Annotated in this window: 14 protein-coding genes, 4 tRNA genes and 1 riboswitch; of the genes, 13 read left to right on the top strand and 5 right to left on the bottom strand. The window is 58.8% G+C overall.

The window, feature by feature from the left end:
• Positions 1-15: 15 nt before the first annotated feature.
• The 3 genes from astB to astE are packed head-to-tail and all read left to right on the top strand — an operon-like array spanning position 16 to position 2,707.
• The gene (gene astB / locus NRB16_RS10775) at positions 16-1,362 is read left to right on the top strand and encodes an N-succinylarginine dihydrolase (protein WP_045481535.1); all 1,347 of its coding nucleotides are present in this window, start codon (positions 16-18) and stop codon (positions 1,360-1,362) included.
• A 34-nt stretch (positions 1,363-1,396) separates the two neighbouring features.
• Complete coding sequence (locus tag NRB16_RS10770; protein WP_045481533.1) at positions 1,397-1,681, top strand: topoisomerase II; 285 nt, start codon at positions 1,397-1,399, stop codon at positions 1,679-1,681.
• 15 nt (positions 1,682-1,696) lie between these two features.
• Positions 1,697-2,707, top strand: a complete 1,011-nt coding sequence (astE, locus tag NRB16_RS10765; protein WP_045481529.1) for a succinylglutamate desuccinylase — start codon at positions 1,697-1,699, stop codon at positions 2,705-2,707.
• 382 nt (positions 2,708-3,089) lie between these two features.
• Here astE and NRB16_RS10760 read toward each other — a convergent pair whose 3' ends face one another.
• Positions 3,090-3,596 (bottom strand): 6,7-dimethyl-8-ribityllumazine synthase, encoded by a 507-nt coding sequence (locus tag NRB16_RS10760; RefSeq protein ID WP_045481526.1) that lies wholly within the window; start codon positions 3,594-3,596, stop codon positions 3,090-3,092.
• 122 nt (positions 3,597-3,718) lie between these two features.
• Positions 3,719-3,867, bottom strand: a riboswitch (FMN riboswitch).
• A gap of 437 nt (positions 3,868-4,304) precedes the next feature.
• Here NRB16_RS10760 and alaS point away from each other — a divergent pair.
• The 6 genes from alaS (at position 4,305) to NRB16_RS10730 (ending at position 9,106) form a co-directional block, all read left to right on the top strand.
• Positions 4,305-6,929, top strand: a complete 2,625-nt coding sequence (gene alaS, locus NRB16_RS10755) for an alanine--tRNA ligase (RefSeq protein WP_253116808.1) — start codon at positions 4,305-4,307, stop codon at positions 6,927-6,929.
• A gap of 90 nt (positions 6,930-7,019) precedes the next feature.
• A complete protein-coding gene (locus NRB16_RS10750; RefSeq protein ID WP_045481521.1) occupies positions 7,020-8,252 on the top strand; it encodes an aspartate kinase in 1,233 nt (410 codons plus the stop codon).
• A gap of 177 nt (positions 8,253-8,429) precedes the next feature.
• Entirely contained in the window at positions 8,430-8,618 is a 189-nt protein-coding gene (gene csrA / locus NRB16_RS10745) for a carbon storage regulator CsrA (RefSeq protein ID WP_045481518.1), read from the top strand.
• A gap of 61 nt (positions 8,619-8,679) precedes the next feature.
• Positions 8,680-8,770 (top strand) — tRNA-Ser (locus NRB16_RS10740).
• A gap of 88 nt (positions 8,771-8,858) precedes the next feature.
• Positions 8,859-8,935 (top strand) — tRNA-Arg (locus tag NRB16_RS10735).
• A 94-nt stretch (positions 8,936-9,029) separates the two neighbouring features.
• A tRNA-Arg gene (locus NRB16_RS10730) sits at positions 9,030-9,106 on the top strand.
• Between the two features lie 64 nt (positions 9,107-9,170).
• Here the strand turns inward: NRB16_RS10730 and NRB16_RS10725 are convergent.
• On the bottom strand, positions 9,171-9,656 hold the full coding sequence (locus NRB16_RS10725) for a DUF4124 domain-containing protein (protein WP_257106134.1): 486 nt from the start codon (positions 9,654-9,656) through the stop codon (positions 9,171-9,173).
• Between the two features lie 324 nt (positions 9,657-9,980).
• On the opposite strand from NRB16_RS10725, the gene mgtE reads away from it, so the two are divergent.
• Positions 9,981-11,423 carry a magnesium transporter gene (gene mgtE / locus NRB16_RS10720; RefSeq protein ID WP_257106133.1) on the top strand — a complete coding sequence of 481 codons (1,443 nt, stop codon included), beginning with the start codon at positions 9,981-9,983 and terminating at the stop codon, positions 11,421-11,423.
• Positions 11,424-11,557: 134 nt separating this feature from the next.
• Here the strand turns inward: mgtE and NRB16_RS10715 are convergent, their stop codons facing one another.
• The 3 genes from NRB16_RS10715 to NRB16_RS10705 all read right to left on the bottom strand — a co-directional run bounded on the left by NRB16_RS10715 (position 11,558) and on the right by NRB16_RS10705 (position 12,837).
• Positions 11,558-11,884 carry an Arc family DNA-binding protein gene (locus NRB16_RS10715; RefSeq protein ID WP_045481509.1) on the bottom strand — a complete coding sequence of 109 codons (327 nt, stop codon included), beginning with the start codon at positions 11,882-11,884 and terminating at the stop codon, positions 11,558-11,560.
• 478 nt (positions 11,885-12,362) lie between these two features.
• Positions 12,363-12,548 carry a PA3371 family protein gene (locus tag NRB16_RS10710; protein WP_045481506.1) on the bottom strand — a complete coding sequence of 62 codons (186 nt, stop codon included), beginning with the start codon at positions 12,546-12,548 and terminating at the stop codon, positions 12,363-12,365.
• A gap of 52 nt (positions 12,549-12,600) precedes the next feature.
• Entirely contained in the window at positions 12,601-12,837 is a 237-nt protein-coding gene (locus NRB16_RS10705; RefSeq protein ID WP_257106132.1) for a hypothetical protein, read from the bottom strand.
• 359 nt (positions 12,838-13,196) lie between these two features.
• On the opposite strand from NRB16_RS10705, the gene NRB16_RS10700 reads away from it, so the two are divergent.
• The 3 genes from NRB16_RS10700 to NRB16_RS10690 all read left to right on the top strand — a co-directional run bounded on the left by NRB16_RS10700 (position 13,197) and on the right by NRB16_RS10690 (position 14,928).
• A tRNA-Arg gene (locus NRB16_RS10700) sits at positions 13,197-13,268 on the top strand.
• A gap of 223 nt (positions 13,269-13,491) precedes the next feature.
• Positions 13,492-14,103, top strand: a complete 612-nt coding sequence (locus tag NRB16_RS10695; protein WP_257106131.1) for a hypothetical protein — start codon at positions 13,492-13,494, stop codon at positions 14,101-14,103.
• A gap of 384 nt (positions 14,104-14,487) precedes the next feature.
• Positions 14,488-14,928, top strand: a complete 441-nt coding sequence (locus tag NRB16_RS10690; protein WP_257106130.1) for a hypothetical protein — start codon at positions 14,488-14,490, stop codon at positions 14,926-14,928.
• Positions 14,929-14,963: the final 35 nt, after the last annotated feature.

Here is a 14,963-nt window from a genome sequence, read left to right as displayed (position 1 = left end):
CATGGAGCCGTCCTGATGAAAACCCGTGAAGTCAATTTCGACGGTCTGGTGGGCCCGACCCACAATTACGGGGGGCTGTCCTACGGCAACGTGGCCTCCCAGAGCAACAGCCAACTCAACTCCAACCCTCGTGAAGCGGCCTTGCAGGGCCTGGCCAAAATGAAAGCGCTGATGGATCTGGGCTTCACCCAGGGCCTGATTGCGCCCCAGGAGCGCCCGGACGTCGACAGCCTGCGACGGCTGGGGTTTAGCGGCAGCGATGCGCAGGTGATCGAGAAGGCGGCGCGCCAGGACATGCCGCTGCTGGCGGCCAGCTGTTCGGCGTCGAGCATGTGGGTGGCCAACGCCGCCACCGTCAGCCCCAGTGCCGACACCCATGATGGCCGGGTGCATTTCACCGTTGCCAACCTCAACTGCAAATACCATCGCAGCATTGAACACCCGACCACCAGCCGGGTGCTGCAAGCGATGTTCGCTGACCCCCGGTATTTCGCCCACCATGCGGCATTGCCAGCGGTGGCGCAGTTCGGCGATGAAGGCGCGGCCAACCATACTCGCCTGTGCCGTGACCATGGCCAGCCTGGCATCGAGTTTTTCGTGTATGGCCGCAGCGCCTTCGACACCCGCTACCCGGCACCGCAAAAGTACCCGGCCCGCCAGACCCTCGAAGCCTCCAGCGCCGTGGCGCGCCTGCATGGCCTGAACGCCAGCCAGGTGGTTTTTGGCCAACAGAACCCGGCGGTGATCGATCAGGGCGTGTTTCATAACGACGTGATTGCGGTGGGCAATGGCGAAGTCCTGTTCCACCATGAAGATGCCTTTTTACACAGCAAGACCGTGCTGCGCGAGTTGCAGGACAAGCTCGCTCGGGTCGGCGGTCACCTGCAGGCGATCTGCGTGCCGCGTGCTGAAGTCGGTGTCGAGGATGCGGTACGCTCTTACCTGTTCAACAGCCAGTTGCTCACGTGTGACGACGGCAGCATGTTGCTGATCGTCCCCCAGGAGTGCCAGGCCAACCCACGGGTGTGGAATTACTTGCAGGCGCTGTTGAGCCAGGGTGGCCCGATCCGCCAGGTGCGCGCCTTCGACCTCAAGCAGAGCATGCGCAATGGTGGTGGGCCGGCCTGCCTGCGCCTGCGGGTGGTGTTGACCGCGCAGGAACTGGCGGCGATCAATCCAGCGGTTATCCTCAGTGACAGCTTGTATAGCGTGCTGACCGACTGGGTCGCGAAGCACTACCGCGACCGAATGCACGAACGCGATCTGGCCGACCCGCAATTGCTGATTGAATGTCGCACGGCATTGGATGAGCTGACGCAAATCCTTAAACTGGGCGCCGTTTATCCGTTTCAACAAATCTGACGCGCTTTTTAACTCAAGCCTGGAGCACCCGAACATGAGCGACGCCCTGCAGTTGATCCTTGAAGATGCCGATGGCAATACCAGCAGCGTGTCCAGCACCCGCCTGGCGGTGGTCTGGCAAGGCAAGGAAATATGGATCCAGCATGACGGCCGTGGCCAGTTGCTGATCGGTGTCGATGTGGAAGAGGGCGATACTGAATATGCCAACCTGTTGCTGCGTCCATTGGCGACCAACCTGGTCAGCCTGCAACTGGAAATGGAGCCGGCCGATCTGGATGAGCAAGACGGTCACGTCCACGGTCCGGACTGCAACCACTAAGACAGGGAGTCGTCTATGCTCGCCCTCGGTAAACTGCTTGACCTGACCCTGGCCGGCCGTGAACCGGCGGAGAAGACTCAACTGACCGTCGGCGGCGTGCGCATGCGCTGGCTGGGCGAGGGCGCGCTTGAAGTGCGGCCCGCCCAGAGCCGCGACAATGGTCTGGACCTGCTGCTGTCGGCGGGTATCCATGGCAACGAAACCGCGCCGATCGAGCTGCTCGACGAGCTGATTCGCGGTATTGCCCGAGGCCAGCTTGTGCCACGGGCACGTATTCTGTTTCTGCTCGGCAACCCTGAGGCCATGCGCCGTGGGGTGCGTTATATCGAGCATGACCTCAACCGGCTGTTCAACGGCCAGCACGAACATAGCGGCGGCCTCGAAGCGCTGCGCGCCTGTGAGCTTGAACGACTGGCCAGCAGTTTCTTCAGCCTGGCCGATCGCTACCGTCTGCACTACGACCTGCACACCGCGATCCGTGGCTCGGCAATCGAACAGTTTGCCCTGTGCCCATGGAAACAAGACCGCCCTGTTTCGCGCCACGAACTGGCCTGCCTGCGCGCCGCCGGCATTCGCGCGGCGCTGCTGCAGCACAAACCCTCCAACGTGTTCAGTGCCTACACCCGCGACAAACTCGATGCACAGGCCTTCACCCTGGAGCTGGGCAAGGCGCGCCCGTTCGGCCACAACCAGCACGTCGACCTGGCAGCGTTGCGCCAGCGACTGATCCAGATCATCGAAGGTAACGAGCCGCAAACCGAAGAAGACCATCTTGACGGCCTGCAACTGTTCAGCGTGGCGCAGGAAATCATCAAACACAGCGACGCCTTCATCCTGCACCTGGCCTGCGAAGTCGAAAACTTCACCGAACTCGACAAAGGCTACCTGCTGGCTCAGGACGGCAATACTCGCTGGGTCATAGAGCAGCCAGGCACCCGAATCATCTTCCCCAACCCCAAAGTGGCCAATGGACTCAGGGCAGGGATATTGATCGTACCGGTGGGCGAGGAGGCGCTGCAGGGGTAAGGCAGTCGCGGACCTTGATCTTGTCTTTGCTTCTGCTTTTCGAGTCGAGATGGTACAGACGCCGCTGAACGCGACTTGGGTGCCGGCCGAGTGTAGGTGTCGATTCGGGGGAGAAACCGGCAGGGAAGCCGCTGCTCTTCATATTAGGAGCAGGTGCGCTGGGCAGGACGCCCATCGCGCCGGCCCCGAATCGGCGCCGGAAGGAGGGAAGTCCGCCCAGAGGGCGGACCCAAACCGGGAGCAAGCCGTTTTCCCCCATTTTGCGGCTTTCAAAATGGTGTCGCCCGTCGGGGCGAAACCCGCAGCCCAGACAACCACGGCAATGATTTTTGCACCGTGTTGAGCCGTTCGCGGTTAAAACCGCTCCTACAGCGCCATCGGTTTAGCTAGCGACCTTCTGCGGCGCCGCCGGATGCTGCAACTGCCGAACCTTGGCCAGCGTATCAGCACAGGTGCGCGCCGCTTCCTGACCTTTATGCACGAAGTGCTCGAAGAAAAACTTCTGATGCTCTTCACCGGCATGGAAATGATGCGGTGTCAGCACCACCGAGAACACCGGCACACGGGTCTCCAGTTGCACCTGCATCAAGCCACTGATCACCGACTGCGCCACGAACTCATGGCGATAGATGCCGCCATCGACCACCAGCCCGGCCGCCACAATCCCGGCATAACGGCCACTTTCAGCCAATAGCTTGGCATGCAGCGGAATCTCGAAAGCCCCACCCACCTCGTAAAAGTCGATATCACTCTCGCTGTAACCCAGCTCAATCAGCGTTTCGACAAAACCCTTGCGGCTCTGATCGACAATGTCCTTGTGCCAGCAGGCCTGAATGAACGCAATACGCTCGTTAGCGTGGGCTTTGCTGTTAATTGCGGTAGGTTGCACGTGTTCTGACTCCTGTTTATGAAAAAAACAGGGCGTTTGGATCGAAGGGGATACTGGCAGCGTATGAAAACATCGACACCGGCACGGTCTCGACGAGGTTTTCCGTATACGATCGACACTCATCCCGTTCTCTCTTCATCCGGACTATGACCGTCGGCCCCGGAATCACACCGGGTCTGCTGACCTTCAGGAAGGGCCTGAAGCGCTCGCGGGCTAGGCGTTGTACGCCATTACCGCCGGTGGGGACTTGCACCCCGCCCTGAGAACGTGCCGACACCCTTAAGGTGACGGCGAAAGATTTGTAACACAGTTGCCATCAATATGCTTGGACACTTTAGTCGAGTGACCCTGCCATTTGCTTATAAGCACTGGCCCGCGTGCATCTGTGCCGATGCCGGTTTACGTTCAGGTGAGAATATTGATCCGGCTCGTTCGTCCATTAAGAGAAAGGTCCAGACCTGTCAGCGCGATCGCACAATAAACTCGATGAGAGAACCTCGGTTTGCTGGCATGGGTCGCCGCCCGTGGCGTTGCAACCAGTCGTGTTACGGTAGCCTCTGAAGGCGACCGATAATCCAATTGAGCGTCTCTATCATACAAACACACTGTACCGTGGCCGCAACGCCTATATAATGCGGCCCTTTGCCGTCGTTACGTCCAGTGTGGCGTTGTGTACGGGCCTGGCAGCAGTCTCCGTGGAAGAACCTAATGAAAAGCGCAGAAATCCGTGAAGCCTTCCTGAGCTTCTTCGAAGAACAGGGTCACACTCGTGTAGCCTCCAGCTCCCTGATTCCGGGCAACGACCCGACCCTGCTGTTCACCAACGCAGGCATGAACCAGTTCAAGGACTGCTTTCTGGGGCAGGAAAAGCGCGCCTACACGCGTGCCGTGACCAGCCAGAAATGCGTGCGTGCCGGCGGCAAGCACAATGACCTGGAAAACGTCGGCTATACCGCCCGTCACCACACGTTCTTCGAAATGCTGGGTAACTTCAGCTTCGGTGACTATTTCAAGCGCGACGCGATCACCTTTGCCTGGACCTTCCTGACTTCCGAGAAGTGGCTGAACCTGCCCAAGGAAAAACTCTGGGTCACCGTCTACGCCACCGACGACGAAGCCTACGACATCTGGACCAAGGAAGTCGGCGTGCCGGCCGAGCGCATGGTGCGCATTGGCGACAACAAGGGCGCGCCTTACGCTTCGGACAACTTCTGGACCATGGGCGATACCGGCCCGTGCGGTCCGTGCACCGAGATCTTCTTTGACCACGGCGCAGACATCTGGGGCGGCCCGCCCGGCTCGCCGGAAGAAGACGGTGACCGCTACATCGAGATCTGGAACAACGTGTTCATGCAGTTCAACCGCACCGCTGATGGCGTGCTGCACCCGCTGCCAGCGCCGTCGGTAGACACCGGCATGGGCCTGGAGCGGGTCAGTGCGGTGTTGCAGCACGTGCATTCGAACTACGAGATCGACCTGTTCCAGAGCCTGCTGGCCGCTTGCGCACAGGCCATCGGTTGCAGCAATGATGCACAGGCCTCGCTGAAAGTCGTGGCTGACCACATCCGTTCTTGCGGCTTCCTGATTGCCGACGGCGTACTGCCGTCCAACGAAGGCCGTGGCTACGTGCTGCGACGCATCATTCGCCGCGCCTGCCGTCATGGCAACAAGCTCGGCGCCAAGGGCAGCTTCTTCCACAAGATCGTCGCGGCCCTGGTGGCCGAGATGGGCGCAGCTTACCCAGAGCTGGTCGCCCAGCAGGCGCACATCGAGCGCGTGCTCAAGGCTGAAGAAGAGCAGTTCGCCAAGACCCTGGAGCAGGGGCTGAAGATTCTTGAGCAGGACCTGGCCGAGCTCAAGGGCTCTGTGGTGCCTGGCGAAGTCATCTTCAAGCTGTACGACACCTACGGCTTCCCGATGGACCTGACCGGTGACATCGCCCGTGAGCGCGAGCTGACCCTCGACGAGGCCGGTTTCGAGCGTGAGATGGACGCCCAGCGCGAGCGCGCCCGTTCGGCCAGCGCCTTTGGCCTGGACTACAACAGCCTGGTCAAGGTCGACACCGCGACCGAGTTCACCGGCTATGCCGAAACCGCAGGCGCTGCCAAGGTTGTGGCCATCTACAAGGATGGTCAGTCGATCGGTCAGCTCAACGAAGGCGAAGAGGGCGTTGTGGTCCTCGACACCACGCCGTTTTACGCCGAATCCGGTGGCCAGATCGGTGACAGCGGTTACCTGCAGGCCGGCGACGTGCGTTTTGACGTGCGTGACACCACCAAGACCGGCGGCGCGTTCCTGCACCACGGTGTGATTGCCAGCGGCAGTTTGACCGTCGGCGCCGACGTACAGGCTCAGGTTGCGGGTGAAGTGCGCCAGGCCACCTCGCTCAACCACTCGGCCACGCACTTGCTGCATGAAGCCCTGCGCCGCGTGCTGGGTGAGCACGTGCAGCAGAAAGGCTCGCTGGTCGACAGTCAGCGCCTGCGTTTTGACTTCAGCCATTTCGAGTCGATCAAGCCTGAGCAATTGCGTGAGCTTGAAGACATCGTCAACGCCGAAGTGCGCAAGAACACCGAGGTGCTGACCGAGATCACCGACATCGAGACCGCCAAGGCCAAAGGCGCCATGGCGCTGTTCGGCGAAAAATACGGCGACACCGTGCGCGTGCTGAGCATGGGTGGCGATTTCTCCGTCGAGCTGTGTGGCGGTATCCACGCCAAGCGCACCGGCGACATCGCGCTGTTCAAGATCATCAGTGAAGGCGGCGTGGCTGCTGGCGTGCGCCGTATCGAAGCGGTGACCGGTGCGGCGGCGCTGAACTGGGTCAACTCGGCCGAAGATCAACTCAAGGAAGCCGCGAGCCTGATCAAGGGTAATCGCGACAACCTGCTGGACAAGCTGACGGCGGTGCTTGAGCGCAACCGTCAACTGGAAAAACAACTGGAACAATTGCAGGCCAAGGCGGCCAGCGCAGCGGGCGACGATCTGTCGGCCCAGGCGCAGGACGTCAAGGGTGTGAAGGTTCTGACCGCACGTCTGGATGGTCAGGACGGCAAAGCGCTGCTGGCGCTGGTCGATCAGTTGAAGAACAAGCTCGGCCGCGCAGTGATCCTGCTCGGCGGGGTGCAGGATGACAAGGTCGTGCTGGTTGCCGGCGTGACCAAGGACCTGACTGGCCAACTCAAAGCCGGTGATCTGATGAAACAGGCGGCTGCCGCCGTGGGTGGTAAAGGTGGTGGTCGTCCCGACATGGCCCAGGGTGGCGGTGTCGATGCAAGCGCCCTGGATGCGGCGCTGGCGCTGACCGTTCCGTTCGTGGAGCAGGGTGTCTGATCGGGCTCTGGCCTGCCGGAAGTCCGGCAGGCCAGAACCGGTCTGAATGTTTAACGGGTGCCCTTTAAAGGGTTCTGAGGCGGCTTTGACATGGCTTTGATCGTACAGAAATTTGGCGGCACCTCCGTCGGTTCCATCGAGCGTATCGAGCAGGTGGCCGAAAAGGTAAAAAAATTCCGCGAGTCCGGTGATGACCTGGTGGTCGTCCTGTCGGCCATGAGTGGTGAAACCAACCGTCTGATCGATCTGGCCAAACAGATCACCGATCAGCCGACGCCGCGTGAGCTGGACGTGATCGTTTCCACCGGCGAGCAGGTGACCATCGGCCTGCTGACCATGGCGCTGATCAAGCGCGGTGTGCCAGCAGTGTCCTACACCGGCAACCAGGTTCGTATTCTGACCGACAGCGCGCACACCAAGGCGCGCATCCTGGATATCGACGACCAGAAGATCCGCACCGACCTCAAGGCCGGTCGCGTGGTAGTGGTTGCAGGTTTCCAGGGGGTCGACGAAAGCGGCAATATCACGACCTTGGGGCGTGGCGGTTCGGACACCACCGGTGTGGCCCTGGCCGCAGCCTTGAAGGCTGACGAGTGCCAGATCTATACCGACGTCGACGGTGTTTACACCACCGACCCGCGGGTGGTGGCCCAGGCACAGCGCCTGGAGAAGATCACTTTCGAAGAGATGCTGGAAATGGCCAGCCTCGGCTCCAAGGTGTTGCAGATCCGTTCGGTCGAATTCGCCGGCAAATACAACGTCCCGCTGCGCGTCCTGCACAGCTTCAAGGAGGGTCCGGGTACCCTCATTACCATTGATGAAGAGGAATCCATGGAACAGCCGATCATTTCCGGCATCGCCTTCAACCGCGACGAAGCCAAGCTGACCATCCGTGGTGTGCCAGACACCCCGGGCGTGGCGTTCAAGATTCTCGGCCCGATCAGTGCCGCGAACATCGAAGTCGACATGATCGTGCAAAATGTTTCGCACGATAACACCACGGATTTCACCTTCACCGTGCACCGCAACGACTACCAGGCTGCGCTGCAGATCCTGGAAAGCACTGCGCGTGAAATCGGTGCCCGTGAAGCCGGTGGCGACACCAAGATCGCCAAGGTTTCCATCGTTGGCGTTGGCATGCGTTCGCACGCCGGTGTAGCCAGCCGCATGTTCGAAGCGCTGGCCAAAGAGAGCATCAATATCCAGATGATCTCGACCTCGGAAATCAAGGTTTCGGTGGTGATCGAAGAGAAGTACCTCGAGCTGGCCGTACGTGCTCTGCACACGGCCTTCGAACTGGACGCTCCCCGCCAGGGTGAGTGATCGTTGAAGCGAAAGGCGCGGTAGACCCGCGCCTTTCGTTTTTTGATCTGCGCACAAAGACTGTTCTTTTCGTTGCGTTAGTCAATACTCAGGCTAGGCTCGTGGCTTTGCGGTCGCAGGCTTGCCTCGTGGTTTTTCAGACTGTTGTTCCTGAATGTATTGCGTGAGGAGAAAGGTATGCTGATTCTGACTCGTCGGTGCGCAGAGAGCCTGATCATTGGTGATGGAGAAATCACCGTGACCGTGCTTGGCGTCAAAGGTAATCAAGTGCGCATCGGCGTCAATGCCCCCAAGGAAGTTGCGGTCCATCGTGAAGAAATCTACCTGCGGATCAAGAAAGAGAAGGATCAGGAACCAACCCATTAATTTATTTGAATTTTTTGTTTGCAAACGGGGAAATGCGTAGTTAATATACGCCCCGTGTTGCGGAGAGCTGGCCGAGTGGCCGAAGGCGCTCCCCTGCTAAGGGAGTACACCTCAAAAGGGTGTCGGGGGTTCGAATCCCCCGTTCTCCGCCATTATTTCAGTGTGTTGAACCTGGCTTTCGAAGCAAGAAAGCGCTTTACCAAAGAGTTCAGCAACCTAAAATGCGCAGCACCCAAATATGCACTCGTAGCTCAGCTGGATAGAGTACTCGGCTACGAACCGAGCGGTCACAGGTTCGAATCCTGTCGAGTGCACCATTTAAAGGTTGTTTGTCAGTTGGGGTGGTTAAGCCGCTCGATTAGACAGATAATCTGCTTCAACCAGCGGCGGTCTGGTATAAAACCACCACATGCACTCGTAGCTCAGCTGGATAGAGTACTCGGCTACGAACCGAGCGGTCACAGGTTCGAATCCTGTCGAGTGCACCATACATCAAAAAGCCCGTATCGAAAGATACGGGCTTTTTGTTTGTGCTCGCAAATCATGTCGGTCTCAACGCTTGCCCTTCACGCAGCCATGCTGATCGAAGCTCACCTGATGGGTGCGGCCCTCTTTGCTCGTGTAGTGGTAACGCAGCTCGCCATTGCGCTGTGAAACCCGGTCTGGTCGGCCCAGCAGGCTCTCTACATCCCTGAGGGTCATTCCCGGCGGTGTGCGCTGGTTGATGATTGCACTGCGCCGTTGCTCGGGGCTCAGGCTGTTGCCGCAACCATCATCGCGTTGCCCGACCACCACGATCTCTTTGGCCGGCGGTTTGGGACGATCATTGCGCAGGCTTGGCAGTATCGCCGGCAGTACGCTGCCGGGCGGCCGGTTATAGGCTTCAACCTGTTGGCCGTGTTGCTCGGTTGTACAGCCTTGGTGGGTGAAGGTGACCTGGCCCTGAGCGTCTTCGCAGCGCTGAATGCTTTTGGCCTGGACATTGAGCACGGGGTGGAGCAGGGCGCCTAAGGCGACGCAAAGCGCGATGTTGCGCATCGTCGAGTCCTCCATGACAGACAATGCCGCTCAGCGTAGCGATGGCTGAATGTGCTGACGAGCGTGTTTTGTTGGCTGAATGTGACGTCGTAGTAATACTGACTCTCAAGATTGTTAAGTTTGTGACGCAAGCATTTGTTCTTGCCCGAATTTTCACGCGTGCCAAACGGTCAAAGCGGTGTATGATTGCGCCCGTCAGCCCCGCCGGGGCTTGTGGAATACCTCCATGGACTTACCCAGTAGTTATTTGACCTCAGATTTTGACAATCAAGCTCTACCTGATTGATCTCCCGGCGTGCTCCCTGCTGGGAGTGGAGTACGCCTATGACTGAAAGAGAAGTAAAGAAAACGCAGGAAAGTCTGCAGGATCGCCTGGCTCAGGTTATCGATCTGTTGCAGCGCCAGCGTATTGTTGAAGACCTGACCCACCGCCAGGAAGGTCAGCACCAGGACCGGGTCGAGAACCTCGTCCACCGGCAGAATCTCGTCGAATTGCAGCGCAAGCTCGATGACCTGCACTCTGCCGACGTCGCCTACATCCTTGAAGCCCTGCCGCTGGAAGACCGTCTGACCGTATGGCAGCTGGTCAAGGCCGAGCGTGACGGTGACATCCTTCTTGAGGTGTCCGACGCCGTTCGGGAAACCCTGATCGCCGACATGGACGATCATGAGTTGCTTGCCGCTGCCAAGGAAATGGACGCCGACGAACTGGCCGACCTGGCGCCGGAACTGCCGCGTGATGTTGTCCATGAGTTGATGGAAGCGCTGGACGTCCAGCAGCGTGAGCGTGTGCGTTCGGCGCTGTCCTACGAAGAAGAGCAGGTCGGGGCGTTGATGGACTTCCAGATGGTGACCATCCGCGAGGATGTCAGCCTGGAGGTGGTGCTGCGCTACCTGCGTCGTCTCAAGGAGTTGCCCAGCCACACTGACAAACTGTTCGTGGTCGATTACGACGGGGTGCTCAAAGGGGTGCTGCCGATCAAGCGCCTGCTGGTCAATGACCCGGACAAACAGGTCGCCGAGGTCATGGCTGACGACCCGGTGACCTTCCACCCGGACGGCGATGCCTATGAGGCGGCTCAGGCGTTTGAGCGTTATGACCTGATTTCGTCACCGGTGGTGGACAAGGGCGGCAAGCTGATCGGTCGTCTGACTATCGACGAAATGGTCGATCTGATTCGTGAAGAGAGTGAAAGTGAAGTCCGTAGCATGGCGGGTCTGCGTGAAGACGAAGACATCTTCGCTTCGGTCTGGCGCTCGCTGCGCAACCGCTGGTCGTGGCTGGCGATCAACCTGATCACCGCGTTCCTGGCGTCGCGAGTGATCGGCCTGTTCGAAGGCTCGATCGAGAAACTTGTGGCACTGGCTGCGCTGATGCCGATCGTGGCGGGCATTGGCGGTAACTCGGGCAACCAGACCATCACCATGATCGTAAGGGCCATGGCGCTCGACCAGGTCAGCACCGGCAACACTGCCCGTTTACTGCGTAAAGAGCTGGCCGTGTCGCTGATCAATGGCCTGATCTGGGGTGGAGTGATCGGCGTGGTGGCCTACGTGCTATACGACAGTTGGTCGCTAGGCGTGGTGATGACCGCGGCCATGACCCTCAACCTGCTGCTGGCGGCGTTCATGGGGGTGATCATTCCCATGACCCTGGTCAAGGTCGGCAAGGATCCGGCCATGGGCGCCAGTGTGATGATTACGGCCATGACCGACAGTGGTGGTTTCTTCATCTTTCTGGGGTTGGCGACGATATTCCTGCTCTGAATCAGGCTCACAAAAAAACCGCCCTTAGTGGCGGTTTTTTTGTACTTTGAAGAAGCTTCCTACAACTAAACGGGAGCGGTACTACAGTGAAAAAAAGCCAGCTTGGTGAGCTGGCTTGAGGTTTTACTTGATACTTACGACTCTTCAGCCGCCAGTTCAGTGTCATGGGCAATCAGAGACACCAGGGCGTTCTGTTGCCGATGAGAGAGCTGGCGGAAACGTTGCAGCAGTTCACGCTCGCTCAGCGTCAGCTCAGGGCTATCAAGGCGCACAGCTGGCTCGTCGCCAAAAGCGCCTTCCTGAATGAGGCTCTGCTCGAGCCGTGCGATGATTTCCGAGTTCATGCTGCGGTGGTGGTTTTTAGCTACCTCTTGCACACGATTACGCATGCCATCGGGTAAGCGGACGACGAACTTGTCAGCCGTACGGCTGGAATAAGTAGCCTGTTTCATAGGGCTCATATATTTAACCGGTTAGTTCAGGGGAAGCGGTTCTAGCAAGTGGCCGCAAGTTTGTCCTTGTGTGACAGCACTTTTGGCTAAATGTTCAACCGCGCTATCAAGGGGTCAGCATCATGCCCCATTACGTCGGAACCTTGGCGTCAATTCTGTGACAAATATTGACTCAGATAAAGGCGTATGGCCAGCACCGATTATCAGAATTGCGAACGAATTTGCATAGCGTGTCCCCGTTCACCCTTCCAACGATCTCCCTGATCGCCTGACTGCTTTTTGCCATCATGGCTATCTGTACTCAGAGCGTAGTTGTTTCTGGCCGCGAATACGAATGCGCTCCGACCAACGTGCTGAACGGGAGGTGAATAAGGCGTAAAAAGACGTTGCAGGCGGGGCGGGTACGTGACCCGAGCTGATGATCCGGTCGCAGCCAGCAGGCCAGATGACCAGTACAACCATCAGCAGTAGCAGAGGTGCGAAGGGCTCAGCGCAGAACGGGATCAAACTTGAAGCGGCGACCGACGACCAGCGCGCCGAGGAACAGGCTGACAAACACACCGCCAGCGATCCTGGCAGCCAGATTCAAGGCCAGCGCTTGCTCGGGCAGCAACAGGTCTACAGCAACACTCATCAACGTAAGGATCAGAAACGACAGTGCGGACTTGGACATGGCGGCTCTCTCTTTCTCTTTAAGCGTGTGAGGCACGGTTCTAGGCAATGTTTCAGAACACCCAGCGCTGTGTCGCACTGCCGGTGGCGCGGGGCATCTGTTGTGTGTCATTGGTCAGCATAGCCGGGTTGGCACGTTTGTCAGTCATCACTGCCAGTTGCGCAGGTTTTTGCAGGCCACTCTGAATCTCGATATTCACCTGCTCGACAGGGGTGGCAGTGCCTTGAAAATGAAAGGTCACCAGCGCTACCAAAGCGACTGCGTTCAACGCGGTGAGGATCATGTTCATAGTCGTGTACCTGTGCCCGGAGATGGAAGAGAGGTTCTGCCTGCCACGGGTAATATTGCAGTCTGCATGCCAAGCGCAATTCAATAAAAAACCCTTTTAAATCAAATAGTTATATTTGTATGTAACGGCTTTTGCGTTGCGTTTTGCAATGATGGCTATTTGCAGGGTTGCAAAATGCACGACGGCCACGGGAACCAAATCCGGATGCACGAGTCAGCGCGTCCTGGCGGTCTGCATCGGCCGGTGAATGACCCTGCGCGCTGAAGCGGGCTGAATTTTTTGCTAAATCCTTGTTTTTGCGTAAAATGCCCAGCACTGATACAGGGCGCTCAGGCAACGCCCGTCAGATCATCTATCGGGTCCTCTTAGTTCAACGGATAGAACGAGCCCCTCCTAAGGGCTAGATGCAGGTTCGATTCCTGCAGGGGACACATCCCGCTGTATCGCACACTCTTGGTAGCGCTTCCTGCCCCGTCGCTCGAGGCGAGCCTCACTGAAATTGAGTGGCAAGCACCTCGCCGAAAAAACCATGCAATCCAAAAAAGCACATTGCACACTGGCAGCCGAATCAGGCGCTCGGCATGTTCAGCTGACACCCGCCCGTTTCACGCCTATTTTTTTGACGTGCTTTCCTGTCACTGCGCGAGCATGAACATGCTTCACTCCAACAGCCGATGGCTATGGCTTTACTTCCCAGTGAGCTGGATTACCGTATGTGCTGTGCTTGTGCACATCACGTTCTTCAGTTGGGCCCTTCTCACACCCAAGGACGTCAGCGGCACTCTGTTCGGCGGCGCCATGGGCACCCAGCTGTACCTTGGTGGCCTGGGCGTTGCCACACTCGGCTTGACAGTGGTCATCCTGCTGCGGCTACCGGGGGCGATCCTGGCCTGGATCGCTGCCGGGCTTTTGCCACTGTGCATCGGCGGCTGGTGGCAACTGAATTACCCGGACGATGCCAACGGTAATCTGCTGTACAGCCCCGGACGGTCAGACATCACGGTTGCCATGCTGATCGGTGCAGCGATTCTCGTCAGTGGTTTTTATGCCTATCGAAGGGCAAAAACGGCGACCAAAAGAGCCTCACTTTCCGGGTTAAAAATATTCGGAAAAATAGTGGTAGCGACAGCGCTGAGTGGATTTTTTGTAGCCGTACCACTGGCCGCCTTGAAGCAGCAAGCAATGCCCCATTGCGCCTTCAACAAGCAAGGCCAGCAGTTGACGGTCTGTTTGGGTGACGGGGATACACCTACGATTGTGGAATAAGCACGCGAGTGCTGGCATGCGCGGATGTGCCGCCGTCTTCGCCAGCCATTGCCGCCCCTGGGTTTGTACCTGGATGGGCCAGGTTCGCGTCAAGGCTGTGGTGCTGTGCGAGGCTTGCACCCTCGCGCCTCGGCGCGTATCTTGCGCCCCGTCACATTGCTGACAACGGGCGTCGCGGCCCGCAATACAAGTTGGCGCACAAGCGCCCCATGTCCTTTGCAGATTTTTATGGCTGCAATGTCGATTCATGGTGGTCGTGCGTGGGAGACCTTCGGGTCTGCCGGGTGCCAACTTGCCCGGTCCGCGAACCCGCGCACGGCTGCCACCCACAATTGCGTCGCGGCGATTGGTGGCAGCTCCATAATTCAAGTTGGAGCCAGACCTATGCATAGCCCCATACGCCACCGCACCTTTTGTACCGACGCTTTACCCAACCTCTCACCCCGGCCACTGAACGCCGCCGACCATACCGGCAAACGGCGCGGCGCGATGACGGCTATTGCCTGGTATCGCGCCAGCCGTTCGGGCAAGGGCACGCTATGGCTGTGCCGCTGCGACTGTGGCCTGTATGAGTACCGCCGACCGGGGACCTGGGGGACCAAGCGGTTTCCTGATGACCAGTGCCAGGTGTGCCAGCGCAATGCGCAGGGGCCTAATGCCAGTGATACCGCCCCGGCACGCTTGCAACAATGGACAGACAAGCTTCGCTGCCTGGGCTTGAGCGATGAGGAAATCGGCCAGATTCGTGCCACCGGTGCGAACGTGGACACCCGAGGCAAGACGCTTGAGCAGATCCGCGAGCAATTGGCCCGCATCGGCATCTAGCTGACCATCGGGGCGCGACAAGCCCCGCCGTTCAG

The organism is Pseudomonas sp. LJDD11 (assembly GCF_024584215.1).
Taxonomy (GTDB): Bacteria; Pseudomonadota; Gammaproteobacteria; order Pseudomonadales; family Pseudomonadaceae; genus Aquipseudomonas.
The sequence above is the reverse complement of the archived record's forward strand: the minus strand, read 5'-3'. Positions and strand labels throughout refer to the sequence as shown.

Excerpts from the sequence above, each read along its gene's own strand:
- astB (WP_045481535.1), top strand. The coding sequence starts at position 16 with ATGAAAACCCGTGAAGTCAATTTCGACGGTCTGGTGGGCCCGACCCAC.
- NRB16_RS10770 (WP_045481533.1), top strand. The coding sequence starts at position 1,397 with ATGAGCGACGCCCTGCAGTTGATCCTTGAAGATGCCGATGGCAATACC.
- astE (WP_045481529.1), top strand. The coding sequence starts at position 1,697 with ATGCTCGCCCTCGGTAAACTGCTTGACCTGACCCTGGCCGGCCGTGAA.
- alaS (WP_253116808.1), top strand. The coding sequence starts at position 4,305 with ATGAAAAGCGCAGAAATCCGTGAAGCCTTCCTGAGCTTCTTCGAAGAA.
- NRB16_RS10750 (WP_045481521.1), top strand. The coding sequence starts at position 7,020 with ATGGCTTTGATCGTACAGAAATTTGGCGGCACCTCCGTCGGTTCCATC.
- csrA (WP_045481518.1), top strand. The coding sequence starts at position 8,430 with ATGCTGATTCTGACTCGTCGGTGCGCAGAGAGCCTGATCATTGGTGAT.
- NRB16_RS10725 (WP_257106134.1), bottom strand. The coding sequence starts at position 9,656 with ATGCGCAACATCGCGCTTTGCGTCGCCTTAGGCGCCCTGCTCCACCCC.
- mgtE (WP_257106133.1), top strand. The coding sequence starts at position 9,981 with ATGACTGAAAGAGAAGTAAAGAAAACGCAGGAAAGTCTGCAGGATCGC.
- NRB16_RS10715 (WP_045481509.1), bottom strand. The coding sequence starts at position 11,884 with ATGAGCCCTATGAAACAGGCTACTTATTCCAGCCGTACGGCTGACAAG.
- NRB16_RS10710 (WP_045481506.1), bottom strand. The coding sequence starts at position 12,548 with ATGTCCAAGTCCGCACTGTCGTTTCTGATCCTTACGTTGATGAGTGTT.
- NRB16_RS10705 (WP_257106132.1), bottom strand. The coding sequence starts at position 12,837 with ATGAACATGATCCTCACCGCGTTGAACGCAGTCGCTTTGGTAGCGCTG.
- NRB16_RS10695 (WP_257106131.1), top strand. The coding sequence starts at position 13,492 with ATGCTTCACTCCAACAGCCGATGGCTATGGCTTTACTTCCCAGTGAGC.
- NRB16_RS10690 (WP_257106130.1), top strand. The coding sequence starts at position 14,488 with ATGCATAGCCCCATACGCCACCGCACCTTTTGTACCGACGCTTTACCC.